The sequence below is a fragment of the Clostridium saudiense genome, from assembly GCF_000577815.1.
GTDB classification, from domain to species: Bacteria; Bacillota; Clostridia; order Clostridiales; family Clostridiaceae; genus Clostridium; species Clostridium saudiense.
This window is the reverse complement of record NZ_CBYM010000045.1, coordinates 1-21,960: the sequence shown is the minus strand read 5'-3', so window position 1 is coordinate 21,960 and position 21,960 is coordinate 1. Positions and strand designations below refer to the sequence as shown.

Annotated in this window: 22 protein-coding genes and 1 riboswitch; of the genes, 14 read left to right on the top strand and 8 right to left on the bottom strand. The window is 27.9% G+C overall.

What is annotated here, in order from left to right:
* From TY07_RS15325 to TY07_RS15315, 3 genes are all read right to left on the bottom strand, one after another.
* A partial coding sequence (locus tag TY07_RS15325; RefSeq protein WP_042402096.1) for a transposase occupies positions 1 to 317 on the bottom strand: 317 nt, incomplete at its 3' end.
* Between the two features lie 105 nt (positions 318 to 422).
* Positions 423 to 1,439, bottom strand: a complete 1,017-nt coding sequence (locus tag TY07_RS15320; protein WP_042402093.1) for a DNA/RNA non-specific endonuclease — start codon at positions 1,437 to 1,439, stop codon at positions 423 to 425.
* On the bottom strand, positions 1,439 to 1,858 hold the full coding sequence (locus TY07_RS15315; RefSeq protein ID WP_042402088.1) for a hypothetical protein: 420 nt from the start codon (positions 1,856 to 1,858) through the stop codon (positions 1,439 to 1,441). The genes TY07_RS15320 and TY07_RS15315 overlap by 1 nt, the downstream gene beginning before the upstream one ends.
* Positions 1,859 to 2,057: 199 nt before the next feature.
* Between TY07_RS15315 and rbsK the strand changes: the two genes are divergently transcribed.
* From rbsK to TY07_RS15290, 5 genes are all read left to right on the top strand, one after another.
* On the top strand, positions 2,058 to 2,987 hold the full coding sequence (rbsK, locus tag TY07_RS15310) for a ribokinase (protein WP_042402085.1): 930 nt from the start codon (positions 2,058 to 2,060) through the stop codon (positions 2,985 to 2,987).
* A gap of 193 nt (positions 2,988 to 3,180) precedes the next feature.
* Complete coding sequence (locus TY07_RS15305) at positions 3,181 to 4,620, top strand: FAD-dependent oxidoreductase (protein ID WP_042402082.1); 1,440 nt, start codon at positions 3,181 to 3,183, stop codon at positions 4,618 to 4,620.
* Between the two features lie 121 nt (positions 4,621 to 4,741).
* Positions 4,742 to 6,667 (top strand): OPT family oligopeptide transporter, encoded by a 1,926-nt coding sequence (locus TY07_RS15300; RefSeq protein WP_042402078.1) that lies wholly within the window; start codon positions 4,742 to 4,744, stop codon positions 6,665 to 6,667.
* The gene (locus tag TY07_RS15295; protein ID WP_042402076.1) at positions 6,657 to 6,995 is read left to right on the top strand and encodes a PqqD family peptide modification chaperone; all 339 of its coding nucleotides are present in this window, start codon (positions 6,657 to 6,659) and stop codon (positions 6,993 to 6,995) included. Before TY07_RS15300 ends, TY07_RS15295 begins: the two co-directional genes overlap by 11 nt.
* A 169-nt stretch (positions 6,996 to 7,164) precedes the next feature.
* The gene (locus tag TY07_RS15290; protein ID WP_042402073.1) at positions 7,165 to 8,529 is read left to right on the top strand and encodes an MATE family efflux transporter; all 1,365 of its coding nucleotides are present in this window, start codon (positions 7,165 to 7,167) and stop codon (positions 8,527 to 8,529) included.
* A 117-nt stretch (positions 8,530 to 8,646) separates the two neighbouring features.
* Here the strand turns inward: TY07_RS15290 and TY07_RS15285 are convergent, their stop codons facing one another.
* Together TY07_RS15285 and TY07_RS15280 are read right to left on the bottom strand one after the other, a co-directional pair.
* Positions 8,647 to 9,300: a FusB/FusC family EF-G-binding protein gene (locus TY07_RS15285; RefSeq protein WP_042402070.1), complete on the bottom strand. Its 654-nt coding sequence runs from the start codon at positions 9,298 to 9,300 to the stop codon at positions 8,647 to 8,649.
* A gap of 219 nt (positions 9,301 to 9,519) precedes the next feature.
* Positions 9,520 to 9,798 carry a CD3324 family protein gene (locus TY07_RS15280; RefSeq protein WP_042402069.1) on the bottom strand — a complete coding sequence of 93 codons (279 nt, stop codon included), beginning with the start codon at positions 9,796 to 9,798 and terminating at the stop codon, positions 9,520 to 9,522.
* Positions 9,799 to 10,164: 366 nt separating this feature from the next.
* Here TY07_RS15280 and TY07_RS15275 point away from each other — a divergent pair, with 366 nt between their 5' ends.
* On the top strand, positions 10,165 to 11,808 hold the full coding sequence (locus tag TY07_RS15275) for a potassium/proton antiporter (protein WP_042402066.1): 1,644 nt from the start codon (positions 10,165 to 10,167) through the stop codon (positions 11,806 to 11,808).
* A 173-nt stretch (positions 11,809 to 11,981) separates the two neighbouring features.
* Complete coding sequence (locus TY07_RS15270) at positions 11,982 to 12,785, top strand: MBL fold metallo-hydrolase (protein WP_042402064.1); 804 nt, start codon at positions 11,982 to 11,984, stop codon at positions 12,783 to 12,785.
* 78 nt (positions 12,786 to 12,863) lie between these two features.
* Here TY07_RS15270 and TY07_RS15265 read toward each other — a convergent pair whose 3' ends face one another.
* The 3 genes from TY07_RS15265 to TY07_RS15255 form a co-directional block, all read right to left on the bottom strand.
* Positions 12,864 to 13,490 (bottom strand): biliverdin-producing heme oxygenase, encoded by a 627-nt coding sequence (locus TY07_RS15265; protein WP_042402061.1) that lies wholly within the window; start codon positions 13,488 to 13,490, stop codon positions 12,864 to 12,866.
* 301 nt (positions 13,491 to 13,791) lie between these two features.
* Complete coding sequence (locus tag TY07_RS15260; protein ID WP_042402058.1) at positions 13,792 to 14,439, bottom strand: ABC transporter ATP-binding protein; 648 nt, start codon at positions 14,437 to 14,439, stop codon at positions 13,792 to 13,794.
* Between the two features lie 12 nt (positions 14,440 to 14,451).
* Entirely contained in the window at positions 14,452 to 16,029 is a 1,578-nt protein-coding gene (locus tag TY07_RS15255) for an ABC transporter permease (protein ID WP_042402053.1), read from the bottom strand.
* Between the two features lie 217 nt (positions 16,030 to 16,246).
* Between TY07_RS15255 and TY07_RS15250 the strand changes: the two genes are divergently transcribed.
* The 7 genes from TY07_RS15250 to TY07_RS18855 all read left to right on the top strand — a co-directional run bounded on the left by TY07_RS15250 (position 16,247) and on the right by TY07_RS18855 (position 21,959).
* Positions 16,247 to 16,924 carry a response regulator transcription factor gene (locus tag TY07_RS15250; RefSeq protein ID WP_042402049.1) on the top strand — a complete coding sequence of 226 codons (678 nt, stop codon included), beginning with the start codon at positions 16,247 to 16,249 and terminating at the stop codon, positions 16,922 to 16,924.
* On the top strand, positions 16,917 to 18,170 hold the full coding sequence (locus TY07_RS15245; RefSeq protein WP_042402047.1) for a sensor histidine kinase: 1,254 nt from the start codon (positions 16,917 to 16,919) through the stop codon (positions 18,168 to 18,170). The genes TY07_RS15250 and TY07_RS15245 overlap by 8 nt, the downstream gene beginning before the upstream one ends.
* A 98-nt stretch (positions 18,171 to 18,268) precedes the next feature.
* Positions 18,269 to 18,474: riboswitch (cobalamin riboswitch) on the top strand.
* 280 nt (positions 18,475 to 18,754) lie between these two features.
* Positions 18,755 to 19,771: an ABC transporter substrate-binding protein gene (locus tag TY07_RS15240; RefSeq protein WP_042402045.1), complete on the top strand. Its 1,017-nt coding sequence runs from the start codon at positions 18,755 to 18,757 to the stop codon at positions 19,769 to 19,771.
* A complete protein-coding gene (locus TY07_RS15235) occupies positions 19,755 to 20,822 on the top strand; it encodes a FecCD family ABC transporter permease (RefSeq protein WP_341349587.1) in 1,068 nt (355 codons plus the stop codon). Before TY07_RS15240 ends, TY07_RS15235 begins: the two co-directional genes overlap by 17 nt.
* Positions 20,823 to 21,578: an ABC transporter ATP-binding protein gene (locus TY07_RS15230; RefSeq protein ID WP_042402043.1), complete on the top strand. Its 756-nt coding sequence runs from the start codon at positions 20,823 to 20,825 to the stop codon at positions 21,576 to 21,578.
* 55 nt (positions 21,579 to 21,633) lie between these two features.
* Positions 21,634 to 21,777, top strand: a complete 144-nt coding sequence (locus TY07_RS18860; RefSeq protein ID WP_341349584.1) for a CGGC domain-containing protein — start codon at positions 21,634 to 21,636, stop codon at positions 21,775 to 21,777.
* Entirely contained in the window at positions 21,774 to 21,959 is a 186-nt protein-coding gene (locus tag TY07_RS18855; protein WP_341349586.1) for a CGGC domain-containing protein, read from the top strand. Before TY07_RS18860 ends, TY07_RS18855 begins: the two co-directional genes overlap by 4 nt.
* The last annotated feature ends 1 nt before the right edge of the window (position 21,960 follow it).

Sequence of the window (21,960 nt, the reverse complement as noted above, 5' to 3'; positions counted from 1 at the left end):
GAAGGCGAAGCACCCTCTAGTAGAAACATAAAATTGATATCTCTTCGACATTCAGTTTCTATATCTCTTGAAGAATAAAGTCCATTCATATATCCATAAAGCATAATTTTCAGCATATTCATTGGCGGTACTTGATTTTCTCTTATTCTAAAATAAGTAGAATATAGTCTAGTTAAATCCATCTCTTCTACAAACTGACTTAGTAATCTCACCGAATCATTTTCTGGAATTATGCAATCTATATCAAAAGAAAGTTTTAATTGATAAAACTTTCGATTTAAAGTATAATTTTGTTGTAAGATTTTTTTTGTTAGCATGAAAAATATTTTACCATAAATCCTAGGCTTATAGAGTCTGGGATTTATTTTTTTTTTGCAAAAGGGGCCTCGCACTAATTATTTAGTGCGACAGCCCCTTTAAATTTATCTTGAAGCTTTTCTATATCCAGCAGATATAGCTTCTTCTTCGCTATTAAAATTAACTAAGTAATCAGAATCAGCCATATTTTCATAATCCCTTTGACCAGGGCAATGATATATTTTTGATTTAGAATTTCCTCTTATTATTATTTCTTCGGTAGATGTAGTATTGTTAGAAGAAGTTGTGTTTGAAGAATTATTTGAAGTATTGTTTGAGTTACTTGAAGAACTAGTATTAGTTATTTCTTCGCCACTAAGAGCACTATCGCCAGTAGCGTAATCTATTGTAATACCAGGTTGTACATTATATACAAACACATTAAATTCAATACCTTCTCCATTATCTTCAACAGATTTTGCTTCCATTTGAACGCCAGTAGCAACAAGATTATTGCCTTCGAATACTGGAGTTACTCTGTATAAAACATGATTATTTGTTTCTTTAATATAGTCGGCAACCATGTTTTCGTATGGAAGCATTAAAGTAGCATTAAAGTATCTTGTTCCAGTAATTAAATTTCTGTCATTTGCATTTTCAGCAGTTAATTGATATCCAATTAAGTGAGATCTGTTATAAAGGTACTTTCCTTCAACAATATCATATTTTACAGAGTGCCATCCGCTTGGTTTAACAGAACTAATAGATTCTCTTTTTTCTGTTGGCATTATATCAGTTCCTATATTTGAATATGCAACTCCACATCTACCTAAATCATCTAAAGGAGCATATTCTTCAAATGAGGTAGTCGTTAAATCTGATTCAGAAAAATTAGGTATATTATTATTTAAAATAATATAATCGTCACCAGAATATGCTGGAATATTATCAATAGTGATATTACTACTATCAGCAGTTGTATTTTGGGTAGATGAATTTGTATCATTAGAATTTTCGATTACTTGTCCATTATTGTCTGTAGAAAGATCAATAGTTATAGAACAACTAATAAGTCCACTTAAGCACAGTAAGACTCCTAGCATCATAATTAATGAGTTTTTAAATTTAAGTAATTTTTTCATTAGTGTATTCTCCTATAAATTTTTTTTGTTATTTTTTCATGGGATGATCCTTCAAATTCAGATTCATTCATTAACTCCCATGAGTTATTATTTAAATCAATATCAAAATGTAAGTCAGTAGGATAAATTCGGTTCCAGTTATAGATAACTATAGTATTAATTTTATCAATATACTTATATAATGATTTATCTTCAACTAAACAGAAGTCATTTTCATTGCATTCATTTAAAAAGTCTTCATAAACTTTAATATTTCCATCATCTATATCTTTATATAGTTTGTAAGAATAGTTATTCATGTAAAGAATTTTGGATTTAACTAATTCTTTTATATCAGATCTAAGAAGTTTATCTTGGCTTTGTCTTCTTTTATTGAACATCATTCCATTTTTATCATCTAAACAAACAATTATATTCATAGTTTCCTCCTTATATTATTTCTTGTAATATTATATCAAAAATTTAGTAGTATAGTTATAAAATATATGATATATCAAAAGGAACATTTTGGAGTGAGTTATAAAAATAAAATTTAATTGAAGGAGAGTTACATAAGTAATATCATAAAATTAAATTAGCATAATAAAGTTTAGTGGTGCAAATTAAGGAGGAAAATTTATGAATAAAGTATGTGTGCTTGGAAGTATTAATATGGATTTAGTAGTAAAAGTTAATGAGATACCAAGGATTGGAGAAACAATCCTATCAAAATCATTTGAAAAGATTGCAGGTGGAAAAGGAGCTAATCAAGCTATTGCAGCTAGGAGGTGTGGAGCAGAAGTTTCTATGATAGCCAAAATAGGAAAAGATGAAAATGGTAAGATTCTTAAGAGTAAGTTAGAAGAGGATAAGATTAGTACAGAATGTGTTTTTGAAGATGAAAAGGAAGCAACAGGAATGGCTTTTATTATGGTTAATGAAAGTGGAAATAATTCAATAGTAGTTGTATCAGGATCAAATATGGCAATTAATGAAGAAGAAATAGATACTTCTATACAAAAGATTAAAGAGGCTGATATAGTTATAGCTCAATTTGAAACAGCTGAAGAAATGACATTAAAAGTATTTAAAAAAGCTAAAGAGTTAGGAAAAGTAACGATATTGAATCCAGCTCCAGCAAAGAAAATAAATGATGAGCTTTTAAAAGTTACAGATATTATAGTGCCAAATGAAACTGAAGCAGAAGTTCTCACTGGTGTTACTGTTAATAATTTAGATGAAGCTAATGAAGCAGGAAAGGTATTTTTAGAAAAAGGAGTAAAGTTTGTAGTAATTACTTTAGGTTCTAAAGGGGCAGCTGTGATAGGAAAAGATTTTTGTGAGATAGTGCCAGCATATAAGGTGAATGCTATAGATACAACCGCAGCAGGGGATAGTTTTATTGGGGGAGTAAGTTCAAAATTAGATTTTAAAAATATTAATAAAGAAAATTTAATAGATGCAGTGAGTTTTGGAAATAAGGTATCATCTATAGCAGTTCAAAGAAAAGGTGCTCAGCCTTCAATTCCTTATTTAAAAGAAGTAAAAGAAGTTTATGGAGATTATTAATTAGTTAAGGGAAAGTTAAAAAGAAGAAAATTAAGATCAAAAATATGAGTAGCGGCGAAACTATAAGTATTGAGTATTCGTTAATATAAGTTATATAAAAGGGGAATAATGGTAGAGAAATATTGTTTTAAAATAAGAAAATGTATCTGCATATAGAATAAGAAGAGTGAAACAATATAAAGGAGGTGATTTTATGAAATCAATATGGGAAGAGAACTGCAAATTTGATAAAAGAGAAGATTTAAAAGGCAATATAAAAACTGATATATTAGTTATTGGAGCTGGAATAGCAGGAATATTAACAGGTTATTTATTAAAGCAAAGTGGTAAAGAAGTAGTATTAATAGATAAGTCTGAAACTGCAAGTGGAAATACAAAATGTACTACAGCAAAGATAACATCACAACATGATTTGATTTATGATAAGTTGATAAAAGAATTTGGAGAAGAAAAAGCTAAGCAGTATGCAAGAGCTAATGAATTAGCTATAAAGAAGTATAAAGAAATTATAGATGAAAGAAAAATAAAATGTGATTTTGAAGAAGTTGATGCATATATTTATTCCTTAAATGAAATCGATAAAATAAAAGAAGAAGTAGAAGCAGCTAAAAAATTAGGAATAGATGCAGAATTCGTAGAAAAAATTAATCTTCCATTAGAAGTTAAAGGGGCTATTAAGTTTAATAACCAAGCACAATTTAATCCATTAAAATTTTTAAAAGATATTTCAAAAGATTTAGTTATATATGAAAATACTAGAGCTATAAAAATAGATGAAAACTTAGTGCATACTGATAAAGGAGATATAGAAGCAAATCATATAGTGGTAGCTACTCATTATCCAATAATGAATGCTCCAGGATATTATTTTATGAAGATGCATCAAGAAAGATCTTACGTTATAGCTTTAGAAAATGCAGATAGTATTGATGGAATGTATATAGATTATGAAAAACAAGGATATTCATTTAGAAATTATAAAGGGTTACTACTATTAGGTGGAATAAGTCAAAGAACTGGTGAAAATGAAAATGGAGGATGTTATGATGCATTAAGAAAATTTGCAAAAGAAATATATCCAAATTCAAATGAAAAGTATCACTGGTCAGCACAAGATTGTATTACAATTGATGGTATACCATATATAGGAAGATACTCTGATAGTACACCTAATATATACGTAGCTACTGGATTTAATAAATGGGGAATGACAAGTGCTATGGTATCAGCCATGATAATTTCAGATTTTATATTAGGAAATGAAAATGATTTTTCAGAAATATTTTCACCAAAAAGGTTTGATTTATCATTATCCATTAATAATATTGCTAATGACATGGTTGAAACAGCTAAGAATTTTATAGCACAAAAAATATATATTCCAAGTAGTGAAATAGAGCATATTAAGAATGGGCATGCTGGAATTGTTGAGTATAATGGTGAAAAGGTTGGAGTATATAAAAATAAAGATGGAAAAGAATTTATTGTATCAACAAAATGTGCACATCTAGGATGTCAACTTCATTGGAATGCAGATGAATTAACATGGGATTGTCCTTGCCATGGTTCAAGATTTGATTATAAAGGAAAGTTAATAGAGGGACCTGCAAATAAAGATATTGTAGAGGATTAAGAATAAAGGTAGCTATATAGAAAATATTAAAGATAAAAAAATATAATCTCCAATTATGTAAAAAAATAAAATGCATATACTAACTATATTGCAGTAATAAAACAAAGGAAGGAGATTATATATGAAAAACAAATTATCTAAACAGGCCTATGGTGGGGTACATGGAAGAGACTATGTTCCATATATAAGAGATAAATCAAAAAGTGGAACTAATATTGCTGTAATAATAATTGGAATAATATTAGCAACTATATTTGCAGCATCTACTGCATATTCAGGAATGAAATCAGGGCTAACAGTAGCTGCAGGGATTCCAGGGGCAATAATTGGTTCAATGTTTATTGGAGTATTTGCTAAGGATAAAGGAATACTTGGAAAGAATATAACACAAGGTATGTCAAGTGGCGGTGAATCAATAGCAAGTGGAATGATTTATGTATTACCTGCAATTATTTTAATAGGAAGTAATGTAACTTTTTTAGAGGGAATAAGTGTAGGGATAGGTGGTGCCTTATTTGGGATAGGAGCATTATCATTAGTATATAATTATTTGATAGTTGAAGAACATGGAAAGCTTATGTATCCAGAATCAATGGCTATATCTGAAACATTAGTAGCATCAGAAGGTGGCGGAGATGCTATTAAGTTTATGGGAATCGGATTTGGAATTAGCGGTATCATAAATGTTTTAACAGGATCATTTTTGAATTTAATTAATAACACTATTACTTATGTAGGAAGTAAATTTTATAAATGGAAGTTTTCTATAGAAGTAAATCCACTTTTACTTGGAATAGGGTTTATAGTTGGATTAGAAGTATCATTAACTATGTTTGCAGGATCATTATTATCTAATTTTGGTATTGCACCTTTAATAGGTTATTTTACTGATATGGCAGAAATGAATGCTAAAACATGGAATGATACTACAGTACTTATCAATCAAATGGATGTGAATGCTATAACAGGAAGCTATGTTAAATATATAGGAGCAGGAATGATGCTTTGTGGAGGTATAATAGGTGCTTTAAAACTTATACCCACAATAGTTGTATCTATAAAAGAAACATTAAAGGCTAGATCAAGTAATGAAGGTAGTGGAGAAAAGAGCTCTGGGGAAATGATAATACTTTTAGTTGGTATTGTAATTGCATTTGTAGCAGGATTTTTTATTTCTAATAGTATTTTAATGGCCGTAGTTGCAGCTATTGTTTCATTAATATTATCTTTATTATTTGTAATAGTTGCAGGACGTTTAACAGGAACAATAGGTACATCAAATCTTCCTGTATCAGGAATGACAATAGCTTCATTAGTAATATTAACATTAGTATTTGTTATAATGGGCTGGACAGGGCAAGCTGATAATAAATCATTATTACTATTTGCGGCATTTATGGTTGTTGCGATATCAGTAGCAGGTGGTTATAGTCAATCTCAAAAAGTTACATATGTAATTGGCGGAAGTAAAAAGGAAATGCAAAATTGCTTTGCAATAGCTAGCATAATTGGAGTTATTGTTACTACAGGAACAATAATGTTATTATCTAGTCAATTAGCTGTCACAGGTGCAGATGCACCATTTGCATTACCACAAGCAAATTTAATGGCTACATTAACTTCAGGAATAATGTTAGGAAATTTACCTTGGCCTATGATTATAGTTGGAGTCGTTATGGCATTAGTTTTATTTTTATTAGATTTGCCAATAATGACTATAGCAATAGGTTTTTATTTACCAATATCAACAACAACAATAATATTAGTTGGAGCATTAATACGTGTATTTGTTGAAAAAATGAGCAAAAGTGATGAGGAAAAAGAGGTTAAAGTTTCAAATGGAATAAGTTTATCTTCAGGACTTGTTGCTGGTGGTTCTATTATTGGATTAGTAGGAATTATATTACAAGTAACAGGAGTTATAAAACCTAGAACACCGGCAGGATTTGTAGCTAGTAATATGATGGGAATAATATTATTAATTATTCTAGTTATAGCTACTACAATTCCAATTATGATGTCAAAGGTGAAGAAAAATGAAGGATAATGAAAATGTTTTGAATTTAAAATTTAGAATTTGTGATAATGTAGAATATAAAATTGATGATAATGGAAGAGTTACAATTTTTGAAAAACAAGACCATAGAATTCAAAGGTTTTTTAGAAAGTTAAAGTTCAGGATTCCTTTATATAAAGAAATAGAGTTTGATGAAATTAGCAGTGCAGTATTTCTTGATATTGATGGAAATAAAACTGTGAAACAAATAGGTGAAGATTTAGTAAAAAGATTTGGTGATAAAGTAGAACCACTATATGAAAGATTACTTATTTTTATCAATCATATTTATATAAATTGTAAATATATTGAAAAATAAGATGCTACCCTGTATAGGAAGAATATTAAGATGGTAAGCTATTTAAAAGCTTGCCATTTTTTAGTGGGAATATGTAAAAAATATTCAATTTATGGTAAAAACTATTGACTTAGAGTAAGCTACAAGTTGTATACTTAAAGGTAAGAAAAATACTATAGGGGTATGTGAGATGTTAAATACAAATGTAGATTTATTAAAAGGGAAAATTCTTAAATCATTAATAATTTTTGCAATACCATTATTCATTTCAAATTTATTTCAACAATTATATAATACTGTAGATATAATGATTGTAGGAAATTTTTTAGGAGATACATCATTAGCTGCAATAGGGGCAAGCTCTGCAGTATATGAATTATTAATTGGTTTTGCATTAGGTATAGGTAATGGACTAAGTATGGTAACAGCAAGAAGTTATGGAGCAAATGACACTAAACTACTAAGAAAATCAGTGGCAGGATCAATTGTTATAGGATTTTTTATCACTGTAATAATTATGGTTATTTCTCAATTATTTTTAATGCCATTATTAAGATTACTAAATACACCATCAAACATAATAGAGGAATCATATTCTTATATTTCAACAATTACATTATTTGTAGGAGTTATGTTTGCATATAACTTATGTGCAGGTTTATTAAGAGCTATAGGAAATAGCTTTATGCCATTAGTATTTCTTGTAATATCATCTTTATTAAACATAGGATTGGATATATTATTTATTACACAATTTAATATGGGAATTAAAGGAGCAGCAGTTGCAACAATTATATCTCAAGGTATTTCTGTTGTATTATGTATTTCATATATATATTCAAAAAGTAAAATCCTTATTCCAAAGAAGAAACATTTTGCTGTTGGAAAGGAGCTATATAGAGAACTGTTAGGACAAGGCCTTTCTATGGGATTTATGATGGCAATTGTATCTACAGGAACTGTTATTTTACAAAGTGCTATAAATGGACTTGGGTATTTAACTATTGCTGGACATACTGCTGCCAGAAAGCTTAATAGCTTTTGCATTATGCCAATAGTAGCGGTAGCGCATTCAGTTTCTACATTTGTTTCTCAAAATAAAGGTGCGGATCAAGGGGATAGAATTAGAAAGTCAGTATATTATTCTAATTTAATAGCTATTGCATGGGGAGTTATAATAACAGGAGTTTTATTTTTTGCAGCGCCTATGTTAGTTAAATTATTATCTGGTTCTAGTGAGAATATAGTTATAAGTAATGGTGCAAGGTATTTAAGAATAAATGCACCTTTTTATGGAGTATTAGGAATATTATTTAATTTGAGATATTCATTACAAGGATTAGGTAAGAAAGTTGTTCCATTAGTATCTAGTATTATTGAATTCTTTGGAAAGATTATATTTGTTATATTAGTTATTCCAAGTATGGGATACTTAGGGGTTATACTTTGTGAGCCAATTATTTGGTGTTTTATGACTGCACAACTTATATATGCGTTTTATAGAAATCCTTATATTAAGAAATTTAAAGTAAATAAAGAAATTAATATTGCATAAGAGGTATTTGGTATTAGTGAAATGTTTAAAGGAGTATTTTTTGATACTCCTTTTAATTTGACATTAGTAATATTACATATTATTAAGATAAATAAATATCTAGGTAGAAGAAAATAATTACTTTATTCTATTAACAGCCTTTATAAGTTGTTCAAGCTTTTCAGTAGAAGTGATTCTTTCATTACATTCTAAACTATTTAAACATACATAAAAACCTAGGGATTTATAGTCATCTTGGCTTTGGGGTTTACAAATTGGAGAAACAAATGCAACTTCACTTTCAGAGCCTATATGGTTACAAAGAGTGCAGATATTAGTACTATTTCTTTTTGAAGAAGTAAGCCTACAAGCCATTCCTAATAGTTTACCATCCATATTATAAGTTATAAGAAGTTTTCTAGTCGATTCATCAATCCAACCTAAATATACTAGTTTTGAGTCTTGTATACTTAAATCAGGAAGTTTAAGCTTCTTTTCCTTTTTAAATACTTTATTAATTTCAGAACCTGTAATAGTAGGCATTCCATATACATATTGATTTAAATCCTTTAAGTAAGTAGATATATCCAAAGGATCAGTTACTTTACTTATATTAAGGATTTCTTTTTGTTCTTCTGATAAATTACTAAAAAATGATAAAATTTTATCTTGAGTACAAATTTTAGTAGTTTCAACGATATTAGGATCAATACAGTTTCTAAAAGCATTATTTAAATCAAATAAGCAGTTTTTTATATAATTATATTCTTGTTTTTTTATAAAAGTATCCATAAAAATACACCTCATTTTTAGAAAATCAAATTTATACTATGTAGTATTGACTATAATTTTATTATTAACTAACAAATAAAAAGATGATTATTTGTACATATTAATGAAGGTAAAATAATCATCTTAATTTCAATTACTAAAACATTCATTGAAATATAACAATGAAAGAATAGCATACTTTAAAACAAGTATTCAATCTAATAAATGCTTCTGTATTAATTATGAGCATAATTGTTTTTGTTTATTTATAATTCTTCTAATACTTTTTTCTGACAAAAAATATTCTTTAGTTAACTCATCTATGGTATTGCCTTTAAGATATTTTCTATATATTTCCTTATTTCTTATCTCAAGACTATCTTTTATACCACTTTTTTCTCCCCAGGATTTATGATTTTCGCACTTTCTTGGGATATAAATATATTCTCCATCTATATACTCTTGGATAATCTCAAGAATTTCTAAAGGTAACACATCTGTTGCTTTAATATATTTCATTTCCTTACTCCTTAATTTTAAATAATTAAAATATAAAGCAAAGAATACTAAAGGCTATGTGTTACAGAACCTAAAATAATGTCTCAGCTATTTTAATAACTGCTTAGGCTCCAAACAAAGCATAGCTGACCTTTGTGTAGTCTTTGCAAGGAGCAAGCAGGTTTAAAAATGAATGTATCATAATATACTTTCATTAAAAACACCTCCTATAATATTTAAATTATATCATATTCATATTCATAAATTAAAATATTTTAAATAAAAAATTTTATAATTAGAAATTTAATATTTTTGGATTCAAGTAAAGAAGTATATGAATAGTATAAAAAGAGAGTATTATATAAAATTTTATAAAGGGGGTAATATATGATAAATATAATGATTATTTGTGGGTTGGTATTACTAATAAGTATAACTTCCACCAAAATATTATATAAGTTCGGGGTACCGATTCTTTTAATATTTATAATGTTAGGAATGCTATTTGGATCAGATGGAATTGTAGGAATATATTTTAATGATTATCAATTAACTAATAAAATAGCTACTGTAGCGTTGATATTCATTATGTTTTTTGGAGGATTTGGAACTAATTGGAGTATGGCTAAACCTGTTGCAATACCATCAATTCTTTTATCAACATTAGGAGTTGTTTTTACAGCTGGATTAACAGGAGTGTTTTGCTTTTTAGTATTTAAAACAACATTATTAGAGGGGTTACTTATAGGTTCAATAGTTGGATCGACGGATGCAGCATCAGTATTTGCTATTTTAAGATCTCAAAGATTAAATCTTAAGGGATCAATTGCATCCATGTTGGAGTTAGAAAGTGGTAGCAATGATCCTTGTGCATATATGCTTACAACAATTGTATTAGGAATAATGTCTAATAGTAATAATGGAAATATATTTATTATGGTATTAAGTCAAATTTTACTTGGCGGGATGGTAGCGGTGGTTTTAGCTAAATTATCTATTTATTTATTGAGACATTTTAAGTTTGAAATAGAAGGATTTTATCCTATTTTTATGACTGCCATAGCAGTACTAGCTTATTCATTAAGTGAATATTTAGGCGGAAATGGATATTTATGTGTTTATATTACTGGAATAATCATAGGAAATGCTAAGATACCACATAAAAAAAGTATATTTCAGTTTTTGGATGGAATCTCATGGCTTATGCAAATTATGTTATTCTTCTTGTTGGGATTATTAGCATTCCCATCTAAGATACCATTAGTAATTGGAAAAGGAATATTAATATCAATATTCATGATTTTAGTGGCAAGACCAGTAGCTATATTTAGTATATTATATTGGTTTAAGGTACCAATAAAACAACAGATATTTATAGCATGGGTAGGGATAAGAGGCGCAGCATCCATAGTTTTTGCAATATTTGCTGAGACATATGGAGTTTCAATGAATAATGATATTTTTCATATAATATTTTTTATAGCGTTATTTTCTGTAGTTGTTCAAGGAACAATTACTCCTAAATTGGCTAAAAAACTAGATTTAATAGATAATGAAGAGTCTGTATTTAAGACTTTTAATGATTACAAAGAAGATAAAAGTACAAGCCTTGTAGAATTTACAATCGATGAGCATAATATTATTGCAAATAAAACTATAATGGATGCTAATATACCTGAAGATATTCTTGTAGTAATGATAAAAAGGAATGGGGATGTATTTGTACCAAATGGATCTACAGAAGTTCTACCAGGAGATATATTAGTTTTATCGGGAAATAAACTTAAACATTTTAATGAATATCATGAAGATAAGAGCACAACACTAACCGAATTTTCAGTTGAGGAGAATAGTAGTTTAATAAATAAATCTATAAAAGATGCAAATATTCCTGACGATGTTTTAATAGTAATGATAAAAAGAAAAGGAGAGGTATTAGTTCCTAATGGAAATACGATAATTCTACCAGAGGATATATTAGTTGTAACATCAAATAATATGAGTGAAGTAGAAGAGTTATTAAGTGTATAAGTTATAAAAAAATTCACCGTAATATTTTTTATTTATGGTGAATTTTTATATTAATTAACAATTAAGCTTGATATAAAGAAGTATATTAGTATAAAAATTTAGCTTTTTATTTATTATGTATTTATGTAAGATATATAAGTAAATTATTACAAGAGGAGGAGCATAATATCAATATGGAATTAATTATGTTAGGAACAGGTTCAGCAATGGTAACAAAATGTTACAATACTTGTTTTGCTTTAAGAAGAGAGGAAGAATATTTTCTAGTAGATGCAGGTGGGGGAAATGGTATATTATCACAGTTAGAAAAGGCAGAAATTGATTATAAAAATATTAAAGGAATGTTTATTACTCATGGACATACAGATCATATAATTGGAGCAATATGGATAATAAGAAAATATGCTGCATTAATGAATGAAGGAAAATATAAAGGAGAATTTAATATTTTCGGACATAATGAAGTTGTTAATATTTTAAATACCCTAAGTAATATGATGTTAACTAAAAAATTATTAAAATATATTGGTAATGGAATAAACATTCATGAGGTATGTCATGGAGATAGAATAGATGTAATAGGAATGAATATAGAATTTTTTGATATTGAGTCTACTAAGGATAAACAATTTGGATTTAAAGCAATTCTTCCAAATCAAAAGAAACTAGTTTGTCTTGGTGATGAACCTTATAAGGAGATTTCAAAGGAGTATGTTAAAAATTGTGATTGGCTACTTTCAGAAGCTTTTTGCTTATATGAAGATAGAGAAATATTTAAGCCTTATGAAAAAAATCATAGTACTCCTATTGAAGCTGGAAAACTTGCAAAAGAACTTAATGTAAAAAATTTAGTTTTATATCATACAGAAGATAAGAGGCTTCCAGAGCGTAAAAAACTTTATAGTAAAGAAGCAAGAACAGTTTATGATGGACAAGTATTTGTTCCAGATGATTTGGAAAGAATAGAACTTAAATAATAAATAAAAAATGATGCTCAAAATATTGAACATCATTTTTTATATTTTAAATCATAATAACTATAAGTTATAAAGAAGTTATTTTAATTTAGCATCTAATTCATTTGAAATTGCAAGATTATAAATATATGCATTGTTTACTTCATTTATAAAGTCTACTTTCATTTCATCAGATAAATTAATATCAGCTAACATATTATGATACTTCATAACATATCCTCTTAAATCATTAATTTCAGGGAATTGATAGTAGTTTAGTCCTTCATTAGATATTTTATAGCTTGTACTTAATAATGAAAGGAATGTTCTTCCTCCAAATAAATCAGCTAAGAATCTAGTGTAAGCATATGCAACGACTAGCTCTGGTTTAGTCTCAGATAATTCTTCAATTTTTGCAACACAAGCTTCAGTAGAAGCTAATAATTTCATAGAATTTAATTTATCTCCTAATAAGAAGTTTAAATCCTTTCTCATAAGTTCAGAACGGTATAATTCTTTTGTTACAAAAGGTTTTACAACATCATTATTTTCATTTTTATCTAATGCATTTTCAATAGCTTTATACATTTTTTCTAAGTTGTAAATATACTCAGCATACCCATCTACTGATGCAGTTCCATCTACTAGTTTTTTGATATAGCCTGTATTTTCAGCAGCGCTATGTAATAAAGATGTCTTTTCTCTTATATCCATCATAAATTTCATTTTTATCACCTCATGTTTATATAAATCAATTAATGATAATATATATCAATAGATAATAATTATCAAATAGTGTAATGAGAGGTGAAAGTTTAATTCTTAGTAAAATGGTATGAATTGCTTTAATTTTCTCCAAATTTCATAATATTTCATTATGAATATAATCAATGAAAGTAAAAAAAGACAGAAAGGTATCTGGCTTTTAATATGTTTTTTTGTTAGTTTAAAAATTATAAATTATATAATTTCTTTTATAAATTTGATTTAATAGTAATAACTTTTAATTAAATAGTTGTAACTTCTTTTATAAATTTCTTGTTAATTTGTATACTGCATCAGCAGATTTTGCAACAGCAGGAGAGTGAGTTACTAATATTATGCACTTTCCTTCTTTAGATAACATATGGAATATACCCATAATTTCATCTTGTGTTTTTCCATCAAGATTTCCTGTTGGTTCATCAGCTAAAATTATTTGAGGATCATAAGATAATGCACGAGCAATAGCTACACGTTGCTGTTGACCACCAGATAATTTTAATACTCTACGATTAGCTTCTTCTTCATTTAATCCAACCTTTTTTAACATTTCTATGGCAGTTTCCTTTTTATTATCAAATTTCTTTCCAGAAATGTTCATAGATAAAACTACATTTTCAAGAGCAGTTAAATGAGTAAGTAAATTAAAGCTTTGGAATACTACACCAACATGATTGCTACGAAATTTATATTTATCAATTTTATTAATATCTTCACCATTTAGATATATCTTGCCACTAGTTGGTTTAGCAAGGCTAGAAAGAATTGATAAAAGAGTAGTTTTACCAGCACCAGATTGACCTACAATTGCATATATTTTTCCTTTTTCAAATTCAAAGTTTATATCTTTTAAAACCTGTTTTTTATTACCATCATATTGATAGCATATATTTTCTAATTTTAAAATACTCATTGTATTATCCTCCTAAGATCTGCTTGATAAAATTTTCAATGGTTCATATCTCATAATTGAAATTAATGCAGCCAAACCAGAGATAATAGTAAGCAAAATACCAACAGCTATTAATTGAAGAACAACTGTTAAGTTTGTTGCGCTAGATATAGAGTCAATATAAGATATTGATGTAGTACCTGGCCTAGATCCTGGCATTTTATTTGATCCTACATTAACATTAGTGTCTTTTGAGAATCCAAAGTTTTCATTTATAGCATTAGAAGAAGCTTCAGCACTTTCAATTTGATTTGCAAGTAATGAATTTGTAACTGGAACAGATATGGCACTACCTATAGATGTACCAATTACTATACCAATTAAAGTTACTGCAAATAATTCAGTAATAAATTGTGTAGCAACTTTATGTTTTTTCATTCCTATTGCAGTAAGAACTCCAATCTCATATTTTCTTTCGCGTAGGTTAAAAATGTTAAATACAACAAGGATAATTCCACCAATAGCAAGTACTATTAAAAAGAACCAACCAGCCATAGTACTTAATGTATTTAGAGGTGTTAAACTGTTTTCGTAAGCTGAAAGATCAGTAGATGAAACAATATAATCAGTACTTAGTCCATAATCATAAATTTTTTCAGCAAAGTTGTAATAATTATCAGAGTTTGCAAAAGTATAAGTAAAGTTTAATTGACTAGTTAATGCCGTAGATGTTTCATTAACACTGTCGTTAGTTTCAGCATTTTCAATAGCTTTAGATGAAGTAATTATAGAATTTAATGCATTGTAACTCATATAAATATTATTTGCTGGATCTGACATAGCAAAAGTTTGGTTACCTTCTGAAGATGCACTATTTGTATATATACCTGAAATAGTTAAACTATAAGTTTCATCTTCGTTATTTGGATTTACTAGTGTAATTGTATCTCCTACAAGCAATTCATTATACATAGCTAATTCGTCACTGATAACACAAACTAAATCACTAGATTCTTCATCAAACATTTGACCATCTGAAATAGAGTAAGTTCCATCCTCTCCAAATAAAGAAATCATAGCATCATATGAAGAGCATCCAGTAATAGAGAAATCACCTTGAACCACAAATGGGAATTTATTTCCAGATCCCCTCATGGTACTAGTTCCTTGATCTAAACCAGTATAAGGTTGAGTTGTTGTAGATTCATCTTCATCTTCAGATGTGGTCGAACCATAGGGTAATAAATCATCATTTGCATTTAATGATGCAGTGATAGTGTAATAATAAGAATCACCTTCATTTTCAGCTTCAGCATAGTTTAAATAATCCTCAAGAGATAATGTTGTACCAGCTAAACTTGAAATATCAAAGTTACCCTTACCACCTTGTCCTGAAGCTTGCATATTAGACATAGCTTTAGAACGATCATAAGATATTTGTGCTGTAATTGTTAAAGAATCTAATGTATCTTCTTTAGCTGTTTCAGCAGCCTGTCTAATAGATAATGCGACACAAGAAGCAGTTGCAATGACAAGAACTATAACACCAATTAAAATGTTACGGGCTTTGTTTCTAGCAATACTTTTAAAAGCATTTTTTATTATATACATTTAATTTCCTCCTATAGATGTTTTTTTACTTCACATAAAGTATATAAATTCAAACTAAATTGAAACTAAATGCATAAGTGAATAATATGTGAAGTTTACTTTAAGGTTAGATTAAGTTAGAAATGGTATATTTAAATTAATAAGGAGATATTAAAGAGTTATATAAAAGAGTTATATAAAAAGTAAAATATATTTAAATAAAAAAAAGGAGATAAATATGAGACTTTTAATTGCAGAAGATGATAGGGATATATCAAAAGCTTTAGTTATGATATTAGAAAAAAATAATTATAGTGTAGATTCAGTTTTTAATGGGAAAGAAGCATATGAATATGCTGTTTCAGATAACTATGATGGTATAATTTTAGACATTATGATGCCAGAGTTAGATGGAATAGAAGTATTAACTAAGTTAAGAAGTGAAAGAATATCAACACCTATATTGTTATTAACAGCAAAAGCTGAAGTAGATGACAGAGTAGCTGGATTAGATGCAGGAGCAGATGATTATTTAGCAAAGCCTTTTGCTATATCAGAGCTTCTGGCTAGATTAAGGGCAATGCTTAGAAGAAAGGGGGAGTTTCAACCCGATATATTAGAGTTTAAATCTGTAACATTAAATAAAGCAACTTATGAACTAGGATATAACGATAAATATGTGAGATTAGCTAGTAGAGAGTTTCAAATGCTTGAAATGCTTATGAAGATGCCAGGCCAAGTAATACCTACAGATCAATTTATGGATAAGATTTGGGGCTGGGATTCTGAGGTGGAAGTAAGTATAGTATGGGTATATATATCTAATTTACGTAAAAAATTTGCGACAATACAAGCGCCTATTGAAATACATGCAATACGTGGAGTTGGATATTGTATGGGGGCTAAAGATGATTAAAAAGCTTAGAAAAAAGTTTATAATGGTCACTGCAATGGCCTTATTGGGTGTAATTGCAATTTTAATGACTTCAATTAATGTGATATATATTTTTAAAAGTGAAAAGAATTTAAATCATATATTAAATATAATAATCGAAAATGGCGGTAGATTATCAATTACTGATAAAGGATTTATTCCTAAAAAAGAATTAAGTGATACCATGACAAACCATAATTTTTGGGGAGGAAAGTATAGTGGAAATAGAGAGATTGCTTTTACAACAAGGTTTTGTGTTATAGACCTAGATGTTAATAAGCAAATAATTAATATTTATTCAGATAAAATTTCGGCTATTTCAGATGATGAAATTAAAGAGTATACGGAAAAAATATTAAAAAAGAATAAGTTAAGTGGGTGGATTAATGAATATAAGTATAAATTAAGTGAAAGTAATGATGGTTATATGTTAGTAATATTAGATGGATCAATGGCAAAACAATCAAATTGGTCTATATTTACTACATCTATATTAGTATCAACTATTAGCTATTTAATAGTTTTATTTATAATAGCGTTGTTTTCTAAAAGAGCGATTAAGCCAATTGCAGAAAGTTATGAAAAGCAAAAGCAATTTATTACTGATGCAAGTCATGAATTAAAAACACCACTTACTATTATTTCAGCAAATTCAGAAATTTTAGAAATCACATATGGAAATGATGAGTGGATTGAAGGAATAGAAAAGCAAGCAGAAAGAATGCGTGATTTAGTAAATAATTTAGTTGTGTTAACAAAGATGGATGAAGAGAAGCAAACTATTATTTACAAGGAATTTAATTTTAGTGATGCAGTTTATGACACTACTATGGCTTTTGAAGGCTTATGTAAGAAGAATAAAAAGAAATTACATATAGATATTGATTCAGATATAAGTATGAAGGGAGATGAATCTGAATTTCGTAAGTTGATATCAATATTATTAGACAATGCAGTTAAGTATTGTGATGAAAATGGTAATATTTATGTTAGATTGAAAAAAGAAAAACATATTGTTATGAGCGTAAGAAATTCTTATAAAGATGTAAGTAACATTGAATTAAATAGGTTATTCGATCGTTTTTATAGAGTTGATAAAGCTAGAACTAGAAATGGTAGTTATGGTTTAGGTCTTGCAATTGCTCAAGCGATTATTGATAGGCATAAAGGAAAGATTAAGGTTATGAATATTGATGATAAAATGATAGAGTTTGAAGTTAAATTATAATATTAAGATTACTGAAATTATAATAAGTCCAGTAATTTTCCAGTAAAATATAGACAAACTTTCTATAGTTAGATATACTGAGTAAGTTGTTAAATATAATGATAATAAGTAATATTGGTTAAAAATAGTTTTCTTAATAATCTATTTTTATTAAAAAGGAAGTTAGGTGAAAATCCTACACAGTGCCGCTACTGTAATTAGGGAGTAGTAATTCAATATGCCATTGAACATAAATTATGTTTGAGAAGGTGAATTAGTATGATGATCTTTAAGTCAGGAGACTTGCCAGTATTATAATATCGATACTCTTCGGTAAAAGAGTGATATTAATAAAATTAAATATCAAATCGTAAGATTTTAAGTTTCATCTATAGGGGAAATATGTAATTTAATTAATCGAACTTAACTGAAACTCCAAAAGTGAATTATTAAATATGTAATTTAGTTTTTACAGTATAAATTCAGATTTGGAAAGTTGAGGTTATACACCGTAGGCTTATTCTATATATGAGAATGAGATTAAAGAGTATCCTTATATCTTTATATTAAAATAGCAAAATATAAATAGATAAAGGGAGAAAAAAATGAAAAAATTAAAAAAACTAACAACACTTCTATTAAGCGTAATGCTTATCGTAGGACTTGTTTCTTGTGGGACAAGTAAGCAATTATCATCCAATGAAAATTCTAATGTACAATCTCAAGAAAATAATGACTCACATTATCCAGTAACAATAACAACTTATAATTATTTAAAAGAGCCTGTTGAGATAACTTTTGATAAGGCACCGGAAAGAGTAGTAGCTATTTATCAAAATTCTATAGAAACTTTGTTAGCTTTAGGATTAGAAGATAAAATAGTTGCAGCAGCAGGTTTAGATCATGACGTTAAAGATGAGTATAAAGATGCTTTTAGTAAAGTAAATTATTTAGAGGATTTTACTCCATCAAAAGAAACAATAATAATGGAAAAACCAGATTTTATATTAAGTTGGTATTCTATATTTGATGATAAAAGATTAGGGGATATTGACTATTGGAATGAAAATGGTGTAAATACGTATATGTCATTAAATAGTGGTGTAGTATCAGAAAGAACTATAGAAAATGAAATAAATGATATATTAAATTTAGGAAAGATTTTTAATGTAGAAGAAAAAGCTCAAGCTTTAGTAGATGAGATTACATCAACTGTAAGTGAGGTTTCTTCAAAAGTAAGTAATGAAGAAAAGCAAAGTGCTATGGTAATAGAGTTTTATGATGATAAAATATACACATATGGTTCTAAAACTTTAGCTGGAGATATGGTAACAAAATTAGGAGCAGAACTTTTAAATCCAGAGGGTGGAAATATAGGGGCAGAAGATTTAATTAAATTAAATCCAGATTGTATTTTTGTTTCTTACATGGATAGAGGAAATGAAAATGTTCCAGTTGAAGAAATAAACAAGATATTAGAAAATCCAGCATTTGCAAGCCTTTCAGCAGTTAAAAACAAAAGAGTTTATTCTATACCATTAGGTGATATGTATTCTAGTGGAATAAGAACTATAGATGGTATAAATACTTTTGCAAATGGATTATATGAAAATGAGAAATAAGTTTTTTAAAGAAGTTCCTATATATATAGGGGCTTCTGTCATACTATTAGTTATACTTTTTTTATCAATAGGCTTTGCTGTTACAATTGGATCTGTTGATATTAGTATAAAAGAGGTTTATCAAGTTATACTATATAAATTATTGAATATTGGAGATTCATCTATTGGGACAGGTGCTGTGGCAGATGTAGTATGGCTTATAAGAATGCCAAGAATAGTGTTAGCTATAGCCGTTGGAGTAGGATTATCAGTAGTTGGTATTGTAATGCAAGCAATAGTTAAAAATCCATTAGCAGATCCATATATATTAGGGGTTTCTTCTGGGGCTTCTTTAGGAGCAACACTTGCAGTAGTATTAGGTATAGGAAGTTCATTTGGAAGCAACTCACTTGGAATTATGGGGTTCATAGGAGCCTTTGGAGTTTCTATATTAGTTTTGATTATATCTAATATAGGGGAAAGAAGTAACTCTATAAAACTGCTTTTAGCAGGAATGGCATTAAGTTCTGTTTGTAGTTCTTTTTCAAGTTTTTTGGTTTATATATCAGATGATTCACAAAAATTAAAGACTATAACATTTTGGTTAATGGGAAGTTTGGCTGGAGCAAAGTGGAATGAAATAGTGATTATAATGCCTATTATAATTTTAGGAGTAATATTTTTTATGACTCAATATAGGACTTTAAACTTAATGTTATTAGGAGATGAAGTATCAATTACACTAGGTACTGATTTGCATAAATTTAGGATTATATATTTAGTAATCACTTCTTTGATGATTGGACTATTAGTTTATGTATCTGGAATGATTGGATTTGTAGGTCTTATAATTCCGCATATAGTAAGAATGATTTTTGGAACTGATCATAAGAAGATAATACCAATATCAGCTTTATTAGGAGCTATAATTTTAATATGGGCAGATGTACTTTCTAGAGCATTAATAAAAGGTACTGAAATACCAATAGGAATAGTTATATCGATAATAGGTTCACCTTTATTTGTATGGCTTATGATTAAAAAGAATTATGGGTTTGGTGGTAGTAAGTAAATGAATATAAAAACTGAAAATATAAATGTTACTTTAGAGAAAAATAATATATTAAAAGGCATTAATATAGAGGTAGATAATAAGGAGTTTGTGGGAATAATTGGACCTAATGGAAGTGGAAAATCTACTCTTTTAAAGTGTATATATAGAATATTAAAACCAAGTGAAGGTGTAATAAAGTTAGATGGTATTGATATGAAAAATATATCTATAAAAGAAAGCTCTAAAAAACTATCTGTATTATCTCAACATAATAATTATAATTTTGATTTTACTGTTAAAGAAATTGTTTTAATGGGAAGAGCACCTTATAAGAAGTTTATGGAGCGAGATAATAAAGAAGATTATGACATAGTAAATGATGCTTTAGAAAAGGTTGATATGCTAGAGTTTAAAGATAGAAGTTTTCAAAGTTTATCAGGTGGGGAACAACAAAGAGTAATACTTGCAAGAGCATTAGCACAAAAGCCTAAGTGTTTGATATTAGATGAACCAACAAATCATTTAGATATAAAATATCAATTGCAGCTTATGAGAATAGTTAAAAGCCTAAATATAGAAGTTATTGCAGCTATTCATGATTTAAATATTGCAGCAATGTATTGTGATAAAATATATGTTTTGAAGGACGGTAAAATTGTTAAATGTGGTAAGACAAATGAAGTGCTTACAAAGAAGCTTATAAAGGATGTTTATGAAGTAGATGCAGATGTTATTGTAAATCAAGGCATGGTTCATATTTCTTATATCAGTTAGATGAATAATATCTTTTTGATAAAATTTATATAATCTATGATAAATGGAGGTAATGATGGGGATAGCAATTATGTCTTGTAGAAAGTTAATTAATAAATGTACTGGAACAGGATGTTTTAGATCATATTATGAAAATATTGATTCCTTCTCTATATATAAAGAAAAAAATGATATACTAATGAGTTTTTTTATTGTATAGGGTGTAAAGAAACAGTATATGAAGATGAGAACTGGAAACATAAGATTAAACAGTTAAAGAATTCAGGAGTTGATACTATACATATAGCACGATGTATAGAAGTAGAATGTGATGATTATAGTAAGCATGAAAAAGTATTGATAAAGGAAGGGTTTAATGTAGTTAAAGGAACTCATAAATAAA